Genomic DNA, 17,862 nt, shown 5'->3' with positions numbered 1-17,862 from the left:
GGACCGGCAGTGTCAGTCGGGCGTGGGAGGATCGGGGACGTGGCAGCAAAGGCAGAGAAGACGAGCGCAGCGACCGGCACCGCACCCCAGGGGGGTGAGCGGCCCCGGTTGCTCCTGCTGGACGGGCATTCGCTGGCGTACCGGGCCTTCTACGCGCTGCCCGTGGAGAACTTCAACACCACCACCGGCCAGCCCACGAACGCGGTGTACGGCTTCGCTTCGATGCTGGCGAACACGTTGCGTGACGAGCAGCCGACGCATCTCGCGGTCGCGTTCGACGTCTCGCGGCGCACGTGGCGCCTGGAGGAGTTCCCCGAGTACAAGGCGACCCGGTCCGCGACGCCGGACGAGTTCCGCAGCCAGGTGGCGCTGATCGGTGAGCTGCTGGACACGATGCACGTGCAGCGCTTCGCCACGGAGGGCTACGAGGCGGACGACGTGATCGCCACGCTGGCCACGCAGGCGGAGGCGCTGGGGTACGAGGTGCTGATCGTCACCGGGGACCGCGACTCCTTCCAGCTCGTCTCGGACCACGTCACGGTGCTGTACCCGACCAAGGGCGTCTCCGAGCTGACCCGGTTCACGCCGGGCAAGGTCGAGGAGAAGTACGGGCTGACCCCCGCGCAGTACCCGGACTTCGCGGCGCTGCGCGGCGACCCGTCGGACAATCTGCCCGGCATCCCGGGCGTCGGCGAGAAGACCGCCGCCAAGTGGATCAACCAGTTCGGGTCGTTCGCGGAGCTCGCGGAGCGCGCGGACGAGGTGAAGGGCAAGGCGGGCGACAACCTGCGCGCTCACCTGGAGTCGGTGAAGCTCAACCGCCGGCTGACGGAACTCGTGCGGGACGTGGAGTTGCCGTGCGGGCCGGAGCAGCTGGCACGGCAGCCGTACGACCGGGACGCGCTCGACGACGTGCTGGACACCCTGGAGTTCCGTCACCCCAACTTCCGGGAGCGGCTGTACGCGGCCGACCCGGGCGCCGAGGAGCAGGGCACGCAGGAGGTCGCCGGCGGCGTCGCCGTCGAGGGCCGGGTGCTGGCCGCGGGCGAGCTGGCCGACTGGCTGGCGGAGCACGCCGGCGGGCCGCTGGGCGTGGCGACGGTCGACGCGTGGGCGCTGGGCGCGGGCAGCGTGTCCGAGGTGGCTTTGGCGACGGCGCAGGGCCCGGCGGCGTGGTTCGACCCGGCGGCGCTGGACGAGAAGGACGAGCGGGCCTTCGCGGCCTGGCTGGCGGACGGCGCGCGGCCGAAGGTGCTGCACAACGCCAAGAACGTGACGCGGGTCCTCGCCGAGCACGGCTGGAGCGTGGACGGGGTCTCGATGTGCACGGCGCTGGCCGCGTATCTGGTGAAGCCCGGCCGCCGCTCGTTCGCGCTGGACGACCTGTCGGTGGAGTACCTGGGGCGGGAGCTGGCCCCCGCGGGCGGCGAGGACGGGCAGTTGGCCTTCGGCGCCGACGACGAGGCCGAGTCCGAGGCGCTGATGGTCCAGGCGCGCACCGTGCTGGACCTGGGTGACGCGTTCGCCGCGCGGCTGGAGCAGGACGGCGCGCTGCGGCTGCTGCGCGAGGTGGAGCTGCCGACCTCGGCGCTGCTGGCGCGGATGGAGCGGGCGGGCATCGCCGCGGACCGCGAGCATCTGGAGCGTCTGGAGCAGCGGTTCGCGGGCGAGGTGCAGCTCGCCGTGAAGGAGGCGCACGCCGCGGTCGGGCACGAGTTCAACCTGGGCTCGCCCAAGCAGCTCCAGGAGGTGCTCTTCGGCGAGCTGGGGCTGCCCAAGACGAAGAAGACCAAGACGGGTTACACCACCGACGCGGACGCGCTGGCGTGGCTGGCGGCGCAGACCGAGCACGAGCTGCCGGTGATCATGCTGCGTCACCGGGAGCAGGCGAAGCTGCGGGTGACGGTCGAGGGGCTGGTCAAGACGATCGCTCCCGACGGGCGGATCCACACCACGTTCAGCCAGATCGTGGCCGCCACGGGCCGCCTGTCGTCGACCGACCCCAACTTGCAGAACGTGCCGGTGCGCACCGACGAGGGCCGGGCGATCCGCCGCGGCTTCGTGGTCGGCGAGGGCTACGAGTCGCTGCTGACCGCCGACTACAGCCAGATCGAACTGCGGGTGATGGCCCACCTCTCGGAGGACGAGGGGCTGATCGCGGCCTTCGACTCCGGCGAGGATCTGCACACCACCGTCGGCAGCTATGTCTTCTCGGTGCTGCCGGAGCAGGTGGACGCCGAGATGCGCCGCAAGATCAAGGCGATGTCGTACGGCCTGGCGTACGGGCTGTCGGCCTTCGGCCTGTCGCAGCAGCTGGGCATCGAGGCGGCTGAGGCGCGCGGCCTGATGGAGACGTACTTCCAGCGGTTCGGCGGCGTGCGGGACTATCTGCAGCGGGTGGTGGAGGAGGCCCGGGTCACGGGCTACACCGAGACGCTGATGGGCCGCCGCCGTTACCTCCCGGACCTCACCAGCGACAACCGGCAGCGCCGCGAGATGGCCGAGCGGATGGCGCTCAACGCGCCGATCCAGGGCTCGGCCGCCGACATCGTCAAGGTCGCGATGCTGAAGGTGGACGCGGCACTCGCGCAGGAGGGGCTGCGGTCGCGGCTGCTGCTCCAGGTGCACGACGAAATCGTGGTGGAGGTCGCGCCCGGAGAGCGGGCCGCGGTGGAGGAGCTGGTCCGCCGCGAGATGGCGGCCGCCTACCCGTTGCGGGCGCCGCTGGACGTCTCCGTGGGCGTCGGTCCGGACTGGGAGTCGGCGGCCCACTGACCGGGCGTCCCCCTGCCGTCGCGGCGGGCGGCGCGGTGCGTGAGGTGCACCGCGCCGGCGCAGGTCGCGGCGGCCAGGGCGAGTCCCGCTCCGGCGCCGAACAGTCCGGCCGGGATCATCCCGGCGGCGTCGCCGGTCGCCCCGTACCACTGCTCCGCCCGTACGGCGGCCCCGGCGGCCGTGGTGGCGCCGAGGACGGCCAGGGCGAGCCGCCGGGCCCGGCGTGAGAGCCGGGGCACGAGGGAGGGGCGTTTTTCGGCCGCATCGGGCGCGGCCCTCAGGGCGCGCAGCCCGTACCAGCCCAGCACGGCCAGCGCCACGGCCGAGCTCCCGTACTGGACGTACTTGTGCAGGGCCGTGCCGTGCACCTCGTGGTCGAGCACGGGCAGCAGGCGCACGCCCCACCGCCCGGGGTGGGTGAAGGCGTCCCAGACCACGTGGGTGGTCGCCCCGGCCACGGCCGACAGCCAGAAGGCCGCGACCGAGCGCGCCGAGGGCCGCACCGGGTCGCCGACACCCACCAGGGCGGCGATCCCCGCCTGCCGGTGCTCGGGCAGCAGGGCCACCAGCGGGCCGCGCAGCACCACCCAGCCGCCCACCAGCCCGGCGGCGATGACCGGGTCCACGAGGGCGACGCCGAGCGGGGCGTGGGTGAACTGCCCGTAGCCGAACAGGCCCCGCACCAGCGAATCGGCGAAGAAGGGCACGTCGGGGGCGAAGGAGCCGGCGACGAGGGCCGCCGCGACGAGCGGGCCGCGTCCTCGTACGGTGCCGGCGCGGTCCTGCCGCAGACCCGGCAGCACTGCCAACGCATGACTCATCGTGAACGGCATGCAACCTCTTCCGGAACACATCTGTCCGATCAGTATGCGACGTCCGGGACGGTGGCTCCGTTCAGGAAGTTGCCGTAGGGTCACCAGGGTTGCCACGCAGGGAGACGGGCAATACGGCTTTCGGGAGGGGCACCGGGTATGCGAGCGCGGTACGGACGGCGGATCCGCAGGGGAGTCGCGGGCACCGCGGTGGCCGCCGCGGCCATGGCGGCGCTGACGGGTTCCCAGGCTCCCGGGCTGCTGCAGGGCGTCCTCAACACCAGCGTCGGCGCCCCGATCGTGCCCCCGCCGGGCGACCCCATCGACGGCAACTCGTCGGAGTACTTCACCGAGCTCCCGCCGCTCAACACCCCCGCTCCGGGCAGCTCCACCACCCCGGACGCCGGCACCGGCACCGTGACCACCGACGGCACGGGCCTGCCCGCGACCGTCCTGGAGGCCTACCGCAGGGCCGAGACGGCGCTCGCCGCCAGCGACCCGGGCTGCAACATGCGCTGGGAACTGCTGGCCGCGATCGGCCAGGTGGAGTCCAATCAGGCGCGCGGCGGCAACGTGGACTCCGAGGGGACCACGATCTCAGCGATCATCGGCCCGACCCTGGACGGCAACGGCTTCGCGAAGATCACGGACACCGACGACGGCGCCTGGGACGGGGACAGGGTCCACGACCACGCGGTCGGCCCGATGCAGTTCATCCCGTCGACCTGGCAGACCTGGGGCTCCGACGGCAACGACGACGGCGTCAGCGACCCGAACAACATATTCGACGCGGCGCTCGCCGCCGGCCGCTACCTCTGCGCGGGCAACCGCGACCTGTCGGTCGAGAGCAACCTGCACCAGGCGATCCTGGGCTACAACAACTCGACCGCGTACCTGAACACCGTCCTGTCCTGGTACGAGCACTTCCGCGAGGGCGACGTCGTCTCCGTCCCCGACATCGGCGGCGCGGGCAGTGACACCCCCGGCAACCCGCCGTTCTCCGGGTCCCCCTCCACCACGCCCTCGCCGTCCAAGTCCCCGAGCGCGAGCTCCTCGCCCCGGCCGACGAAGAAGCCGACCCCGACCGCGTCCTCCAGCGGCACGATCGGCACCCCGCCGGGCAGCCCCTCGCCGACGACGACGCCCCCCACGACCTCCCCGACGTCGGACCCCACCACGGACCCGACGGATCCCACGGACCCGACGGATCCGCCGACCTGTCGGACGGACTCCGGCACGCCCACGGCGACCCCCACCGACACGGCCTCCCCGTCGCCGACCGGTACGCCCGACCCGTGCGCGACGGCCTCCCCCAGCGACAGCCCGTCGCCGACGGAGACCGAGGGCGGCACCGCCTCCGGCCCGGTCAACTGACGCCGTAGAACCTGTTCTCATTTCACCTCCCGGTTGCTACGGTGCACCGGCCCAGCCGACGTAGCCGTACGACCGGGAGGTACGGCCATGCGCGCAGTCATCGCCGCGGCCATCGGACTCGTCGCCGCGTTCGCGATCGTCCTCCTCGTGACCGCGGTCGGTCCGCCGGACGGCAGCACCTCCCCCGAGCCGCTGCTCACCACCGTCCCCGCGCACCCGTAGGAGGGCGGTCCCATGCGCCGCAGGTCGAGCCTGGTCCTCCTGTCCCTCGCGGTGTTCTTCACCGCGCTGTCACCGCTGGTGCGCTGGTACGCGTTCCCCCGGCTGGCGAAGATCCCCGCGGGCCAGTACCAGGCGGTCGTCCTGGAGGCGCGGGACGCCACGCTGCTCGACTACGGCACGATGCGGCCGAAGAAGGTCTCCAGGGTCAGCATCGTGCAGACCCTGAAGGGCAACGTGGAGGAGGCCCGCAGGATCGACCGGGCCACCGGCCGCGACGTCGTCGTGTGGGACGGGCTCGCCTACGTGGTCGGCCCGGACGGCGCGATGGTCTCCCAGGTCCCGGAGCGGTACGTCTTCGACGCGCACACGCAGGAGCCCGTGCACGCGGGAGGCGAGAGCGTCGACGGCGACCCCGTCGAACGCCGGGGCGTCGAGTTCAAGTTCCCGTTCCTCACGCAGAAGCGGGACTACTACTACTTCGACGCGCAGGCACGGAGCTCCGCGCCCATCCACTACCGGGGCACGCAGGAGTTCCGCGGCCTGGAGGTCTACTACTTCGAGCAGACCGTCCCCTGGACCAAGGTGCCGCTGCCGAAGAGGATGCCCGTCGAGGGCGTCACCCCGCAGACCGTCGCGGCGATGGGCATGGAGCGCTGGTACACCACCAAGCGCATGTTCTGGGTGGACCCGGTCACCGGGGCCCCGGTCAACGGGGAGGAGGTCCACCGCGAGGAGATGCGCTTCACCGACGGGAAGCAGCAGCCGATCACCGCGTTCGCCGGGCACGTGAGGATGCGCGAGGACTACGTCCGGCACACTGTCGGCCTGGTGAGCTCCCAGCGGCAGGCGGTGCTGCTGCTGACCTCCTACCTGCCGTGGGGCTCCCTCCTGCTCGGCGTCGCGCTGCTGTCGCTCGCGCTCCTGCTGGAGGCGCGCGGCCGCCGCCCGGCCGCGGGCGGCGGCGCCGGCGTCAGCGGTGCGAAGGGGAGTCGTCCTCCCCGATGTGGTGCACGCGTACGAGGTTGGTGGTCCCCGGGACACCGGGCGGCGAGCCCGCCGTGATGACGACGATGTCGCCCTCCTGGCAGCGGCCGATGCGCAGCAGCTGCTCGTCGACCTGGTCGACCATCTCGTCGGTCGTCTGCACCATCGGACCGAGGAAGGTCTCCACGCCCCAGGTGAGGCTGAGCTGCGAGCGGGTGGCCGGCTCGGGGCTGAAGGCGAGCACGGGGATCGGCGAGCGGTAGCGGGAGAGCCGCCGGGCGGTGTCGCCGGACTGGGTGAAGGCCACCAGGTACTTGGCGTCGAGGAAGTCGCCCATCTCCGCGGCCGCGCGCGCGACGGCGCCGCCCTGGGTGCGGGGCTTGTTCTGCTCGGTCAGCGGCGGCAGGCCGGCCGCGAGCATGTCCTCCTCGGCGGCGGCGACGATCCGCCCCATGGTCCTGACGGTCTCGACGGGGTGCTTGCCGACGCTGGTCTCGCCGGAGAGCATGACCGCGTCGGCACCGTCCATGACGGCGTTGGCGACGTCGGAGGCCTCGGCCCGGGTGGGGCGCGAGGAGTCGATCATCGACTCCAGCATCTGCGTCGCGACGATCACCGGCTTGGCGTTGCGCCGGGCGAGGGAGACGGCGCGCTTCTGCACCATGGGCACGGCCTCCAGCGGCATCTCGACGCCGAGGTCGCCGCGGGCCACCATGATCCCGTCGAACGCGGCGACGATCTCCTCGAGGTTCTCGACCGCCTGCGGCTTCTCGATCTTGGCGATGACGGGGACCCTGCGGTCCTCCTCGCGCATGATGCGCAGCACGTCCTCGACGTCCCGGCCGCTGCGGACGAAGGACAGCGCGACGATGTCGGCACCGGTGCGCAGCGCCCAGCGCAGGTCCTCGACGTCCTTCTGGGACAGGGCGGGCACGGAGACCGCGACACCGGGGAGGTTGAGCCCCTTGTTGTCGGAGATCAGACCGCCCTCGATGCACAGGGTGCGGACCCGGGGGCCGTCGACGCCGGTGACCTCCAGGGTGACGCGGCCGTCGTCGACGAGGATCCGCTCACCGCGCGTGACGTCGGCGGCGAGACCCTTGTAGGTGGTGCCGCAGACCAGGCGGTCGCCCTCGATCTCCTCGGTGGTGATCGTGAACTCGTCACCGCGTTCAAGGAGTACGGGGCCCTCCGCGAAGCGTCCCAGCCGGATCTTCGGGCCTTGAAGGTCCGCGAGGATCCCGACACTCCGGCCGCTCTCGTCGGCGGCCTTGCGCACGCGCCGGTAACGCTCCTCGTGATCGGCGTGGCAACCATGGCTCATGTTCAGGCGGGCGACGTCCATACCGGCCTCGACCAGGCCCTTGATCTGGTCGTAGGAGTCGGTGGCGGGCCCGAGGGTGCAGACGATTTTTGCTCGGCGCATGGAGCGAGCCTATGACCTACTTCACAGTAGGGGCCTCGTGGAATGCGACTGACCAACGTCAGCCTGATTAACGGTTGTTGACAAGCGGTGAAGTGAGCCGTGGTCCGCTCTGATGAGCACACCGCAGGTACGGCGGGCCTCAGGCAGACAGGTCGGGGGCCGTCATCGTGAAGTGCGCGGTGACCTGCGCGTACACGCTCTGTCGCTCCGGCTCCATGTCAAGGGCGTGTGCGGACTCCGCGGCGCCGCCGGGCGCCGCGAAGGCGGCGGTCCGCATCGCCGGTCGGGCGCGGAAGGGTGCCGACTGCTGCACCCCCTCGTCGGCCAGCTCGACCAGGGCGACCAGGCGGGCGCCGAGTGCCTCCGCGTACTCGCGGGCGCGCTGCACCGCGTCGCGCACGGCCTGCCGGCGGGCCTCGCCGTAGGCCGGGGAGTCGGGGCGCAGCGACCACCAGGGGCCGTCGACACGGGTGAGCTCCAGATCGGCCAGCCGGGTGATGAGCTCCCCCAGAACGGTGAAGTCGGTGAGGGCGGCGCTCACGCGCACGCTGCCGTGGTACGCCCGTACGCGTTCGCCGCGGCCCCGCTCCCGCAGCTCGGGGGTGATCACGAAGGCGCCGGTCTCCAGCTTCTCGACGGCGTCGGCACAGCCCTTGACGAGGTCGAGCACCTGCGCGTTGCGCCGGGTGAGGTCGTCCAGCGTGGCGCGGCGGTCGGTGCCCCGGGCGCTGACGGTGACGGCGATCCGGGCGAGCTCGGGCTCGACCTCGAGGGTCGCCTCGCCCCGTACCCCCACGTGCGGGGTCTCGGGCGTCGGGTACGTCCTGGCCGGTTCTGTGGTCATGCGTCCCACCCTGCCAGGCCGCCGCGGCCGTGACGAGTCATCTGTTCGCAACCTGGCGGGGGTGTTGCCGGGAGCACCCTTGCGCCAGAATCTACGCGCGTTAACACCACAAAAAGACGATCATCCCGCCCCTGACGACCACCCGGGGCGCCACCGGACAGCAGGAGCCGACGTATGCCGCTGAACCGCAGGGACTTCCTCAACCGCTCCGCCGCCACCGGCGCGGGACTCGCGCTCGCCGGCACGGCGGGCGCCGTGGCCGGTGCGGCCCCGGCCCAGGCCACGGGCCGCCACGGGCACGGACACGGACAGGCGCCGAAGAAGTACTCCTTCAGCGTCCTCGGCACCACCGACCTGCACGGCAACGTCTTCAACTGGGACTACTTCACCGACGCCGAGTACGACGACAAGGCGCACAACGACGTCGGCCTCGCCAAGATCTCCACCCTGGTCACGCAGCAGCGCGCGGCCAAGGGCCGCGGCAACACCCTGCTGATCGACGCGGGCGACACCATCCAGGGCACCCAGCTGTCCTACTACTACGCCAAGATCGACCCGATCACCGCCAAGCACGGTCCGGTGCACCCGATGGCGCAGGCCATGAACGCCATCGGCTACGACGCGGCGGCGCTGGGCAACCACGAGTTCAACTACGGCATCCCGGTGCTGCGCAAGTTCGAGGAGCAGTGCGACTTCCCGCTGCTCGGCGCCAACGCGCTCGACGCGCGCACGGGCCGGCCGGCCTTCCCGCCGTACTCTTTCCACCGGCTGCGCGTGAAGGGCGCGCCCGACGTGAAGGTGGCGGTCCTGGGCCTGACCAACCCCGGCATCGCGATCTGGGACAAGGCCAACGTGCAGGGCAAGATGACCTTCCCGGGCCTGGAGGAGCAGGCCGCGAAGTACGTGCCGCGGCTGCGCGCGATGGGCGCCGACGTGGTCGTCGTCTCGGCCCACAGCGGCTCCTCCGGCACCTCCTCCTACGGTGACCAGCTGCCGTACGTCGAGAACGCGGCGGCGCTCGTGGCCGAACAGGTGCCGGGCATCGACGCGATCCTGGTCGGCCACGCCCACTCCGAGATCCCCGAGTACGTGGTGGCCAACAAGCAGACCGGCCAGGGCGTGGTGCTCTCCGAGCCGCTGAAGTGGGGCCAGCGGCTGACCGTCTTCGACTTCGGCCTGGAGCTGGTCCGGGGCAAGTGGGAGGTCGTCACCGTGGGCGCGTCCGTCCTCAACTCCAACACGGTCGAGGAGGACCCGCGGATCGTCCGGCTGCTGGCGGACGAGCACAAGGAGGTCGTGGGTTACGTCAACCAGGTGATCGGCACCTCGGCCGCCGCGATGACGGCGGAGGAGTCGCCCTACAAGGACACGCCGATCATCGACTTCATCAACTTCGTCCAGGCCGAGACGGTCAAGGCGGCGCTCGCCGGGACGGAGTACGCCTCCCTGCCCGTGCTGTCGCAGGCAGCCTGCTTCTCGCGCACCGCGGCCATCCCGGCGGGCCAGGTCACCATCCGCGACGTCGCGGGGCTGTACGTCTTCGAGAACACCCTGGAGGCCCGGGTCCTGACCGGTGCCCAGATCAAGGCGTACATCGAGTTCTCCGCGAACTACTTCGCGCAGACGGCGCCCGACGCGCCCGTCGACGTCGCGAAGCTGACGAACGCGAACGGCACGCCCGACTACAACTACGACGTGGTCAGCGGCGTCACCTACGACATCGACATCTCCCGCCCCGCCGGTTCGCGGGTGTCGAACGTGCTCTTCCAGGGTGCGCCGATCGACGAGTCGGCCCGCTTCGTGCTGGCCGTCAACAACTACCGGGCCAACGGCGGCGGCAACTTCCCCGGCGTCGCCACGGCGCAGCAGGTGTGGGCGAACTCCGAGGAGATCCGCAACACCATCATCACCTGGGTGCAGGCCAACGGCGCCATCGACCCGGCACGGTTCGGCTCGCAGGACTGGAAGCTGACCCGCGGCGGCGTGCCGGTCTTCTAGGCCCGGGCAGCCGGTTGGCAAGGGTGGACCGGAGGGCATGTGCGCGCCGCGCACATGCCCTCCGGGCGTTTGACGCCGGCCGTCGCGCCGGCGCCGCGGGGCCTCAGGCCGGTACGTGTTCCAGGAGCACACGGCGCAGTTCCCGGGCGGCGCGCGGGGGCTCGGCGTCCTTGCGGTGCGCCAGGGCGACGGTGCGCTGCAGCCCGGGGGCCTCGAAGGGCGTCGTACGCAGCCTGGGACGGCGCCCGGCGACCATGCTGGGCACGACCGCGGGCCCGAGTCCCGCCTCCACGAAGCCCAGCACGGCGTCCATCTCGCCGCCCTCGATCGCGAAGCGCGGCTCGAAACCCGCCGCCCGGCACGCGGTGACGGTGAGCTCCCGCAGGTCGTAGCCGTTGCGGAACATGACCAGCGGCTGGTCCCTGAGGTCGCCGACGCTGATGGTGGGGCCCGCGGAGGGCGGCGGAGCGTCGGCGGCGGTGACCACCACCAGGTCCTCGTGGAGCAGCGGCGTGGCGTCCAGGGCGGGGTCGTGGCTCTGCAGCGGCAGCACGATCAGGGCGAGGTCGAGGCTGCCGGAGGCCAGCTCGCGCACCAGGTCGCGTGAGCCGCCCTCCTCGACGACCAGCCGGATGCCCGGGTAGCGGTCGTGGAAGTCGCGCAGCACGTCCGGCAGCAGGCCGGTGGCGAGGCTGGGGGTCGCGCCGAGGCGCACCCGGCCGCGGCGCAGCTGCACCAGTTCCTGGACCTCCTGGGTGGCGGTCTCGGTGTCGGCGATGATGCGGCGGGCCAGTGGCAGCAGGGCCTCCCCGGCGTCGGTCAGCGCGATGTTGCCGCGGGCCCGGCTGAACAGGTTCGCGCCCAGCTCCCGCTCCAGGGCCTTGATCTGCTGCGACAGCGAGGGCTGCGCGACGTGGACGCGCTCGGCGGCGCGGGTGAAGTGCAGGGTGTCGGAGACCGCCAGGAAGTACACGAGCTGCTGCAACTGCATGACCGCACGATAACCCACGATAGGCGTGACCTATCGAAACGAGCCGGAACATGTCTTGGACCTGTCGTAGCAGGCAGACCTAGCGTCGGGCCCATGGCTTTGGCGACGACGAGGACGAGGGCGACGACCGGCACGGGTCGCCGCCCGTCGCTCCTACGGGCACTGTGGGGCTCGACCGTGGGCAAGAAGACGGTCATGGCCGGGACCGGCGTGATCATGCTGCTGTTCCTGGTCGCGCACATGCTGGGCAATCTGAAGATCTTCTTCGGCGCGGAGGAGTTCAACGGGTACGCGGCGTGGCTGCGCACCATCGGTGAGCCCGCCCTGCACAACAGCTGGTACCTGTACATCCAGCGCACCGGCCTGGTCGTCGCGGTGGTGCTGCACGGCGTCGCCGCCTACCAGCTCAGCAAGCGCGACATCAAGGCGCGCCCGGCGAAGTACGAGCACAAGCGGCAGCGGGCCAGCTACGCGACCCGGACGATGCGCTGGGGCGGGGTGATCCTCGGCCTCTACATCGTCTGGCACATCCTCGACCTGACGACGCTCACCGTGAATCCGCTGGGCAAGGAGCACCACCCCTACGAGAACATCGTGGCCGACTTCCGGATCTGGTGGGTGAACGTCGTCTACATCGTCGCGATGCTCGCCCTCGGCCTGCACATCAGGCACGGCTTCTGGAGCGCCGCGCAGACCCTGGGAGCGGTGAACAAGCGCCGCGACCGCGCGCTGAAGATCACGGCGAACGTGCTGGCGGCGTCGCTGACCGCCGGCTTCCTCGTCGTACCCGTCGCCGTGATGACCGGATTGGTGGACTGACCATGGATTACCGACTGGGCGAACCGATCGCCGACACCAAGGCGCCGGACGTACCGATCGCCGAGCGCTGGGACCGCCGCAGGTTCGAGGCGAAACTGGTCAACCCTGCCAACCGCCGCAAGCACACGGTGATCGTGGTCGGCACGGGCCTGGCCGGCGGCGCCGCGGGCGCCACCCTGGCCGAGCAGGGCTACCACGTCGTGCAGTTCTGCTACCAGGACTCCCCGCGCCGGGCGCACTCCATCGCCGCCCAGGGCGGCATCAACGCCGCGAAGAACTACCGCAACGACGGCGACAGCGTGCACCGCCTGTTCTACGACACCGTCAAGGGCGGCGACTTCCGCGCCCGCGAGTCCAACGTGCACCGCCTCGCCGAGGTCTCGGTGCAGATCATCGACCAGTGCGTGGCGCAGGGCGTGCCCTTCGCCCGCGAGTACGGCGGCCTGCTGGACACCCGCTCCTTCGGCGGCGTCCAGGTCTCCCGCACCTTCTACGCCCGCGGCCAGACCGGCCAGCAGCTGCTGCTCGGCGCCTACCAGGCGCTGTCCCGGCAGATCGACGCGGGCAACGTGGAACTGCACGCGCGCACCGAGATGCTCGACCTGATCGTGGTGGACGGCAAAGCCCGCGGCATCGTCGCCCGCGACCTGGTGACGGGCGAGGTGTCGGTGCACATGGGCGACGCCGTGGTGCTGGCCAGCGGCGGCTACGGGAACGTCTTCTATCTGTCGACCAACGCCAAGGGCTCCAACGCCACCGCCATCTGGCGGGCCCACCGGCGCGGCGCGTACTTCGCCAACCCCTGCTTCACGCAGATCCACCCGACCTGCATCCCGCGTTCCGGCGACCACCAGTCCAAGCTCACGCTGATGAGCGAGTCGCTGCGCAACGACGGCCGCATCTGGGTGCCGAAGGCCAAGGGCGACACGCGTCCGCCGAACGAGATCCCCGAGGACGAGCGCGACTACTACCTGGAGCGGATCTACCCCTCCTTCGGCAACCTGGTGCCCCGGGACATCGCCTCCCGCGCCGCCAAGAACGTCTGCGACGAGGGCCGCGGCGTCGGACCGGGCGGCCAGGGCGTCTACCTGGACTTCGCCGACGCGATCGCCCGCATGGGCCGCGCCAAGGTGGAGGAGAAGTACGGCAACCTCTTCGAGATGTACGAGCGGATCACCGCGGAGGACCCGTACAGCCGCCCCATGCGGATCTACCCCGCCGTGCACTACACGATGGGCGGCCTGTGGGTCGACTACGACCTGCAGACCACCGTCCCGGGCCTGTTCGCCATCGGCGAGGCCAACTTCTCCGACCACGGCGCGAACCGGCTCGGCGCCAGCGCCCTGATGCAGGGCCTGGGCGACGGCTACTTCGTCCTCCCCGCCACCATCAACGACTACCTGGCGCGCGGCCCCCACGACACCGTGGCCCCCGACCACCCGGCGGTCGCCGAGGCCGTCGCCGAGGTCGAGGACCGGCTGAACCTGCTGCTCGCCGTGGACGGCGACCGCACCCCGGACTCCTTCCACCGCGAGCTCGGCGAGCTGCTGTGGGACGAGTGCGGCATGGCCCGCACCGAGTCCGGGCTGCGCAAGGCGCTGGAGCGGATCCCGGCGCTGCGCGAGGAGTTCTGGCGCCGGGTGAAGGTGCCCGGCAGCGGCGTGGAGCTCAACCAGTCCCTGGAGAAGGCCAACCGCGTCGCCGACTTCCTGGAGCTGGCCGAGCTGATGTGCCTGGACGCCCTGCACCGCGCCGAGTCCTGCGGCGGCCACTTCCGCGAGGAGAGCCAGACCCCGGACGGCGAGGCCCTGCGCGACGACGAGAACTTCTCGTACGCCGCGGCCTGGGAGTTCACCGGCTCCGGCGAGGACCCGGTACTCCACAAGGAGGCCCTCGACTTCGAGTACGTACACCCCACCCAGCGGAGCTACGCGTGAACCTCACCCTGCGCATCTGGCGCCAGCAGTCCTCCGAGGAGGAGGGCGCCATGGTCACCTACCGCGTCGAGGACATCAGCCCCGACATGTCCTTCCTGGAGATGCTCGACGTCCTCAACGAGGAGCTGATCCTCGCGGGCGACGAGCCCGTGGCCTTCGACCACGACTGCCGGGAGGGCATCTGCGGCGCCTGCGGCATGGTCATCAACGGCCAGGCACACGGCCCGGAGCGGACCACCACCTGCCAGCTGCACATGCGGCACTTCAAGGACGGCGACACCGTCGACGTCGAGCCGTGGCGGGCCGCCGCCTTCCCGGTCGTCAAGGACCTGGTGGTGGACCGCTCGGCCTTCGACCGGGTGATCCAGGCGGGCGGCTACATCAGCGTGCCGACCGGCAGCGCGCCCGAGGCGCACGCGACGGCCGTGCCGAAGGAGGCCGCCGACTTCGCCTTCGAGCACGCGGAGTGCATCGGCTGCGGCGCGTGCGTGGCGGCCTGCCCCAACGGCTCGGCGATGCTGTTCACCTCGGCCAAGGTCAACCACCTCAACGTGCTGCCCCAGGGGCAGCCCGAGCGCGAGACCCGGGTGCTGGACATGGTCGCGGCCATGGACGACCAGGGCTTCGGCGGCTGCACCAACACCGGGGAGTGCGCGACGGCCTGCCCCAAGGGCATCCCGCTGCCGTCGATCGCCGCTATGAACCGCGAGTACCTGCGGGCCTTGCGCAAGGAGAAGTCGCGGTCCAAGGGCTGACCGGCTCGGTGGCCGCGCCGAGCCCGAAGGTCGTGAAGGCCGTCCGGGAGGGCAGCGGGTAGGGCTCCTTGCCGGTCACCGCGTTGAGGACGACCGCCGAGCGCCACGCGGCGAGCCCGAGGTCGGGGGCCCCGACACCGTGGGTGTGGCGCTCGGCGTTCTGCACGTGGACGGCCGCGCCGGTGCCCGCGACGACCGGGTCCAGCTCCAGCCGGTGGCACTCGTCGATCCGGGGCCGGCCGGACGCGTCACGGCGGATGTACGGGTCGATCGGGGCGAGCAGCGCGTCCAGGGAGCGCTCCCGGTAGCCGGTGGCGAGGACGACCGCGTTGGTGACCAGCCGGCTGCGGGTGCCCTGCTGCTCGTGCTCCAGGTGGAGTTCGACGGCTCCGATGCCCATCCGGCCGGCCGTACGGACCGTCACGCCGGGGGTGAGGACGGCGTCCGGCCAGCCGCCGCCCAGGGTGCGGCGGTACAGCTCGTCGTGGACGGCGCCGATCGTCCCGTGGTCGATGGCCCGGTGCAGCTGCCACTGGCGGGGCAGGAGGTTGTCGCGGACCGGCTCGGCCAGCCCGTGGAAGAAGCGCGTGTAGTCGGGGGTGAACTGCTCCAGGCCGAGCTTGCTGTACTCCATCGGGGCGAACGAGGGGCTGCGGGCGATCCACGTCAGCCGTTCGCGCCCGGCGGGCCGGGCCCGCAGCAGGTCCAGGAAGACCTCGGCGCCCGACTGCCCGGAGCCGACGACGGTGACGTGCTCGGCGGCCAGCAGCCGGTCCCGGTGCTCCAGGTAGTGCGCCGAGTGCACGACGGGGACGGCGGGCGACTCGGCCAGCGGCCGCAGCGGTTCCGGCACGTACGGCGCGCTGCCGACGCCGAGCACCAGGTTGCGGGCGTACGTACGGCCGAGGGCCTCGGCCTGGCCGTCGGCGTCCAGCCGGGTGTGGTCCACCTCGAACACGGCGCGCCCGGGGTTCCAGCGGACGGTGTCGACCTGGTGGCCGAAGCAGGTGCTGGGCAGCGACTCGGCGACCCACCGGCAGTAGGCGTCGTACTCGGCGCGGTGCGTGTGGAAGCGCTCGGCGAAGTAGAACGGGAAGAGCCGCTCTCGGGTCCTGAGGTAGTTCAGGTAGCTCCACCGGCTCGTCGGGTCGACCAGGCTCACCAGGTCGGCGAGGAACGGCACCTGGAGGGTGGCGTCGTCGAGCAGCAGCCCCGGGTGCCAGCGGAAGGAGCGCTCCTGCTCGTAGAAGGCCGCGCTGAGGTACGGGACGCCGTCGGCGAGCGCCGCCAGGGACAGGTTGCACGGGCCGATCCCGATGCCGAGCAGGTCGAAGGGCTGGTCCCGGTGGGGGTCGTGGTCGTCGGTCGCGGTCATCGGGGGGTGCTGCCTTCCTGGTGGGTCGCGCATACGAGCGTGAGCAGTGCCTCGAGGTCGGTGGGTGCGGTGGCCGGGTTGAGCAGGGTGGCCTTGAGCCAGAGCCGTCCGTCGGCGCGGGCTCGGCCGAGGACGGCGCGGCCGTCGAGCATGAGCCGGCGGCGGATCGCGGCGACCTCCTCGTCGCCGGCGCCGGTGGGGCGGAAGAGGACGGTGCTGACCGCCGGACGGGCGCGCAGGGTCAGTGCGGGGTGCCGGTCCACCAGGTCCGCGAGGTGGCGGGCCCGTTCGCAGACGGCCTCGACAAGCTCGCCCAGGCCGCGGCGGCCCAGGGCGCGCAGCGTGACGGCGATCTTCAGCACGTCGGGGCGGCGGGAGGTGCGCAGGGAGCGGCCGAGCAGGTCGGGGAAGCCGGCCTCGGTGTCGTCGGCGGCGTTCAAGTAGTCGGCGCGGTGGTCGAGCGGGCGCAGCAGCCCGGCCTCCCGCACCGCGAGCACCCCGGCCGCCACGGGCTGCCAGCCCAGCTTGTGCAGGTCGAGGGTGACGGTGTCGGCCTCCCGCAGCCCGGTGAGCCTCGCCGCCTCCCGGTCGCTGAACAGCAGCGACCCGCCGTACGCGGCGTCGACGTGCAGGCGGGCGCCGTACTCCCGGGCGGCGCGGGCGAGTTCGGGGATCGGGTCGATGTCGCCCGAGTCCGTGGTGCCCGCGGTGGCGACCAGCAGGGCCGGGCCCCCGTCCGCGGCGAGCGCGTCCCGCACCCGCTCCGGGTCGAGCACCCCGCCGGGGGTGTCCACGACGACGGGGGCGGGCATCCCGAGCAGCCAGGCGGAACGCGGCACGCTGTGGTGCCCGTTGGCCCCGGCGACGACCCGTACGCCGGGGGCGGTCTCCCGGGCCAGCAGCAGGGCGATCTGGTTGGACTCCGTGCCGCCGGTCGTGATCAGCGCGTCCGGCGCGGCCGCGTCCGGGTGGACGAGGCGGGCCAGCGCCCGGGTGACCTCCGCCTCCAGCGCGGTGGCGGCCGGTGCCTGGTCCCAGGAGTCCATCGAGGGGTTGAGCGCGCTCGCGGCAAGGTCGGCCGCCACGGCCGCGGCCAGCGGCGGGCAGTGCAGGTGGGCGGCGCACAACGGGTCCGCCGGATCGGCCGCGCCCTCGGCGACGACCCCGACCAGCGCGCGCAGCGCCTCCGCGGCCCCGGTGCCGTCCTCCGGCAGGGCCTCCCCCAGCACCTCCCGTACCCGCCGCGCCACCGCCCCCGGGCCACCCGCGGGAAGCGGCCCCTTCCGGGCGGCCGCCCCCGCCGCGAGCGCGCCGAGCGCGTCCTCGACCAACGGGCGCAACCGGTCCGGCCCTTCACTTCCGCCGGCGAGATGGGGTGGCATGGAGTCGGCGCCCTCTCCGTTGTCGCGGGTCACCGGCGCGTGCGCGCTGGGCGACCTGCGTAACGACGCTCCCCCGCCCCGGGTGTTGCCTCCGCACCCCGAACGGTCGCCGCCCCGGCGCACCCGCGGGGCGTCCACAAGCCGCGGCGCCGCCCCGGGCCCCGTGGG

The 17,862-nt window shown here is 72.2% G+C and carries 14 protein-coding genes; 8 read left to right on the top strand and 6 right to left on the bottom strand.

Features of this window, described 5'->3' with window-relative positions; all coding sequences use genetic code 11:
* The first annotated feature begins 39 nt into the window (after positions 1-39).
* Complete coding sequence (gene polA / locus OIE69_RS29390; protein WP_326576920.1) at positions 40-2,775, top strand: DNA polymerase I; 2,736 nt, start codon at positions 40-42, stop codon at positions 2,773-2,775.
* On the opposite strand, the gene OIE69_RS29385 is transcribed toward polA, so the two are convergent.
* Positions 2,706-3,596 carry a DUF4184 family protein gene (locus OIE69_RS29385; protein WP_326576919.1) on the bottom strand — a complete coding sequence of 297 codons (891 nt, stop codon included), beginning with the start codon at positions 3,594-3,596 and terminating at the stop codon, positions 2,706-2,708. The genes polA and OIE69_RS29385 overlap by 70 nt on opposite strands.
* Positions 3,597-3,746: 150 nt before the next feature.
* On the opposite strand from OIE69_RS29385, the gene OIE69_RS29380 reads away from it, so the two are divergent.
* The 3 genes from OIE69_RS29380 to OIE69_RS29370 all read left to right on the top strand — a co-directional run bounded on the left by OIE69_RS29380 (position 3,747) and on the right by OIE69_RS29370 (position 6,245).
* Positions 3,747-4,961, top strand: a complete 1,215-nt coding sequence (locus tag OIE69_RS29380; protein WP_326576918.1) for a lytic transglycosylase domain-containing protein — start codon at positions 3,747-3,749, stop codon at positions 4,959-4,961.
* Positions 4,962-5,048: 87 nt separating this feature from the next.
* Entirely contained in the window at positions 5,049-5,183 is a 135-nt protein-coding gene (locus OIE69_RS29375) for an SPW_0924 family protein (RefSeq protein ID WP_107418524.1), read from the top strand.
* A 12-nt stretch (positions 5,184-5,195) separates the two neighbouring features.
* Positions 5,196-6,245 carry a DUF3068 domain-containing protein gene (locus OIE69_RS29370; RefSeq protein ID WP_326576917.1) on the top strand — a complete coding sequence of 350 codons (1,050 nt, stop codon included), beginning with the start codon at positions 5,196-5,198 and terminating at the stop codon, positions 6,243-6,245.
* On the opposite strand, the gene pyk is transcribed toward OIE69_RS29370, so the two are convergent.
* Together pyk and OIE69_RS29360 are read right to left on the bottom strand one after the other, a co-directional pair.
* Positions 6,154-7,593, bottom strand: a complete 1,440-nt coding sequence (gene pyk / locus OIE69_RS29365) for a pyruvate kinase (RefSeq protein WP_326576916.1) — start codon at positions 7,591-7,593, stop codon at positions 6,154-6,156. The two genes, OIE69_RS29370 and pyk, sit on opposite strands and share 92 nt — an antisense overlap.
* 139 nt (positions 7,594-7,732) lie before the next feature.
* Positions 7,733-8,437 (bottom strand): SIMPL domain-containing protein, encoded by a 705-nt coding sequence (locus tag OIE69_RS29360; protein WP_326576915.1) that lies wholly within the window; start codon positions 8,435-8,437, stop codon positions 7,733-7,735.
* A gap of 174 nt (positions 8,438-8,611) precedes the next feature.
* Between OIE69_RS29360 and OIE69_RS29355 the strand changes: the two genes are divergently transcribed.
* A complete protein-coding gene (locus OIE69_RS29355) occupies positions 8,612-10,435 on the top strand; it encodes a bifunctional metallophosphatase/5'-nucleotidase (RefSeq protein ID WP_326576914.1) in 1,824 nt (607 codons plus the stop codon).
* A 103-nt stretch (positions 10,436-10,538) separates the two neighbouring features.
* Here OIE69_RS29355 and OIE69_RS29350 read toward each other — a convergent pair whose 3' ends face one another.
* A complete protein-coding gene (locus OIE69_RS29350) occupies positions 10,539-11,426 on the bottom strand; it encodes a LysR family transcriptional regulator (protein WP_326576913.1) in 888 nt (295 codons plus the stop codon).
* A gap of 93 nt (positions 11,427-11,519) precedes the next feature.
* Here OIE69_RS29350 and OIE69_RS29345 point away from each other — a divergent pair, with 93 nt between their 5' ends.
* The 3 genes from OIE69_RS29345 to OIE69_RS29335 are packed head-to-tail and all read left to right on the top strand — an operon-like array spanning position 11,520 to position 14,937.
* Positions 11,520-12,245, top strand: a complete 726-nt coding sequence (locus OIE69_RS29345; RefSeq protein ID WP_326576912.1) for a succinate dehydrogenase cytochrome b subunit — start codon at positions 11,520-11,522, stop codon at positions 12,243-12,245.
* Between the two features lie 2 nt (positions 12,246-12,247).
* A complete protein-coding gene (locus tag OIE69_RS29340; RefSeq protein WP_326576911.1) occupies positions 12,248-14,182 on the top strand; it encodes a fumarate reductase/succinate dehydrogenase flavoprotein subunit in 1,935 nt (644 codons plus the stop codon).
* A complete protein-coding gene (locus OIE69_RS29335) occupies positions 14,179-14,937 on the top strand; it encodes a succinate dehydrogenase/fumarate reductase iron-sulfur subunit (RefSeq protein WP_018557202.1) in 759 nt (252 codons plus the stop codon). Before OIE69_RS29340 ends, OIE69_RS29335 begins: the two co-directional genes overlap by 4 nt.
* Here OIE69_RS29335 and OIE69_RS29330 read toward each other — a convergent pair.
* The gene (locus OIE69_RS29330; RefSeq protein WP_326576910.1) at positions 14,879-16,312 is read right to left on the bottom strand and encodes a lysine N(6)-hydroxylase/L-ornithine N(5)-oxygenase family protein; all 1,434 of its coding nucleotides are present in this window, start codon (positions 16,310-16,312) and stop codon (positions 14,879-14,881) included. The two genes, OIE69_RS29335 and OIE69_RS29330, sit on opposite strands and share 59 nt — an antisense overlap.
* The gene (locus OIE69_RS29325; RefSeq protein ID WP_326576909.1) at positions 16,309-17,694 is read right to left on the bottom strand and encodes a pyridoxal phosphate-dependent decarboxylase family protein; all 1,386 of its coding nucleotides are present in this window, start codon (positions 17,692-17,694) and stop codon (positions 16,309-16,311) included. Before OIE69_RS29325 ends, OIE69_RS29330 begins: the two co-directional genes overlap by 4 nt.
* Positions 17,695-17,862: the final 168 nt, after the last annotated feature.

Source organism: Actinacidiphila glaucinigra (assembly GCF_035918135.1).
Classification (GTDB): domain Bacteria; phylum Actinomycetota; class Actinomycetes; order Streptomycetales; family Streptomycetaceae; genus Actinacidiphila; species Actinacidiphila glaucinigra.
This window is presented reverse-complemented; position numbering and strand designations above follow the sequence as displayed.

Coding starts and splice junctions, on each gene's coding strand:
- OIE69_RS29360 (WP_326576915.1), bottom strand. CDS start 8,437: ATGACCACAGAACCGGCCAGGACGTACCCGACGCCCGAGACCCCGCAC.
- OIE69_RS29355 (WP_326576914.1), top strand. CDS start 8,612: ATGCCGCTGAACCGCAGGGACTTCCTCAACCGCTCCGCCGCCACCGGC.
- pyk (WP_326576916.1), bottom strand. CDS start 7,593: ATGCGCCGAGCAAAAATCGTCTGCACCCTCGGGCCCGCCACCGACTCC.
- OIE69_RS29385 (WP_326576919.1), bottom strand. CDS start 3,596: ATGAGTCATGCGTTGGCAGTGCTGCCGGGTCTGCGGCAGGACCGCGCC.
- OIE69_RS29340 (WP_326576911.1), top strand. CDS start 12,248: ATGGATTACCGACTGGGCGAACCGATCGCCGACACCAAGGCGCCGGAC.
- OIE69_RS29325 (WP_326576909.1), bottom strand. CDS start 17,694: ATGCCACCCCATCTCGCCGGCGGAAGTGAAGGGCCGGACCGGTTGCGC.
- OIE69_RS29375 (WP_107418524.1), top strand. CDS start 5,049: ATGCGCGCAGTCATCGCCGCGGCCATCGGACTCGTCGCCGCGTTCGCG.
- OIE69_RS29370 (WP_326576917.1), top strand. CDS start 5,196: ATGCGCCGCAGGTCGAGCCTGGTCCTCCTGTCCCTCGCGGTGTTCTTC.
- OIE69_RS29330 (WP_326576910.1), bottom strand. CDS start 16,312: ATGACCGCGACCGACGACCACGACCCCCACCGGGACCAGCCCTTCGAC.
- OIE69_RS29380 (WP_326576918.1), top strand. CDS start 3,747: ATGCGAGCGCGGTACGGACGGCGGATCCGCAGGGGAGTCGCGGGCACC.
- OIE69_RS29345 (WP_326576912.1), top strand. CDS start 11,520: ATGGCTTTGGCGACGACGAGGACGAGGGCGACGACCGGCACGGGTCGC.
- OIE69_RS29350 (WP_326576913.1), bottom strand. CDS start 11,426: ATGCAGTTGCAGCAGCTCGTGTACTTCCTGGCGGTCTCCGACACCCTG.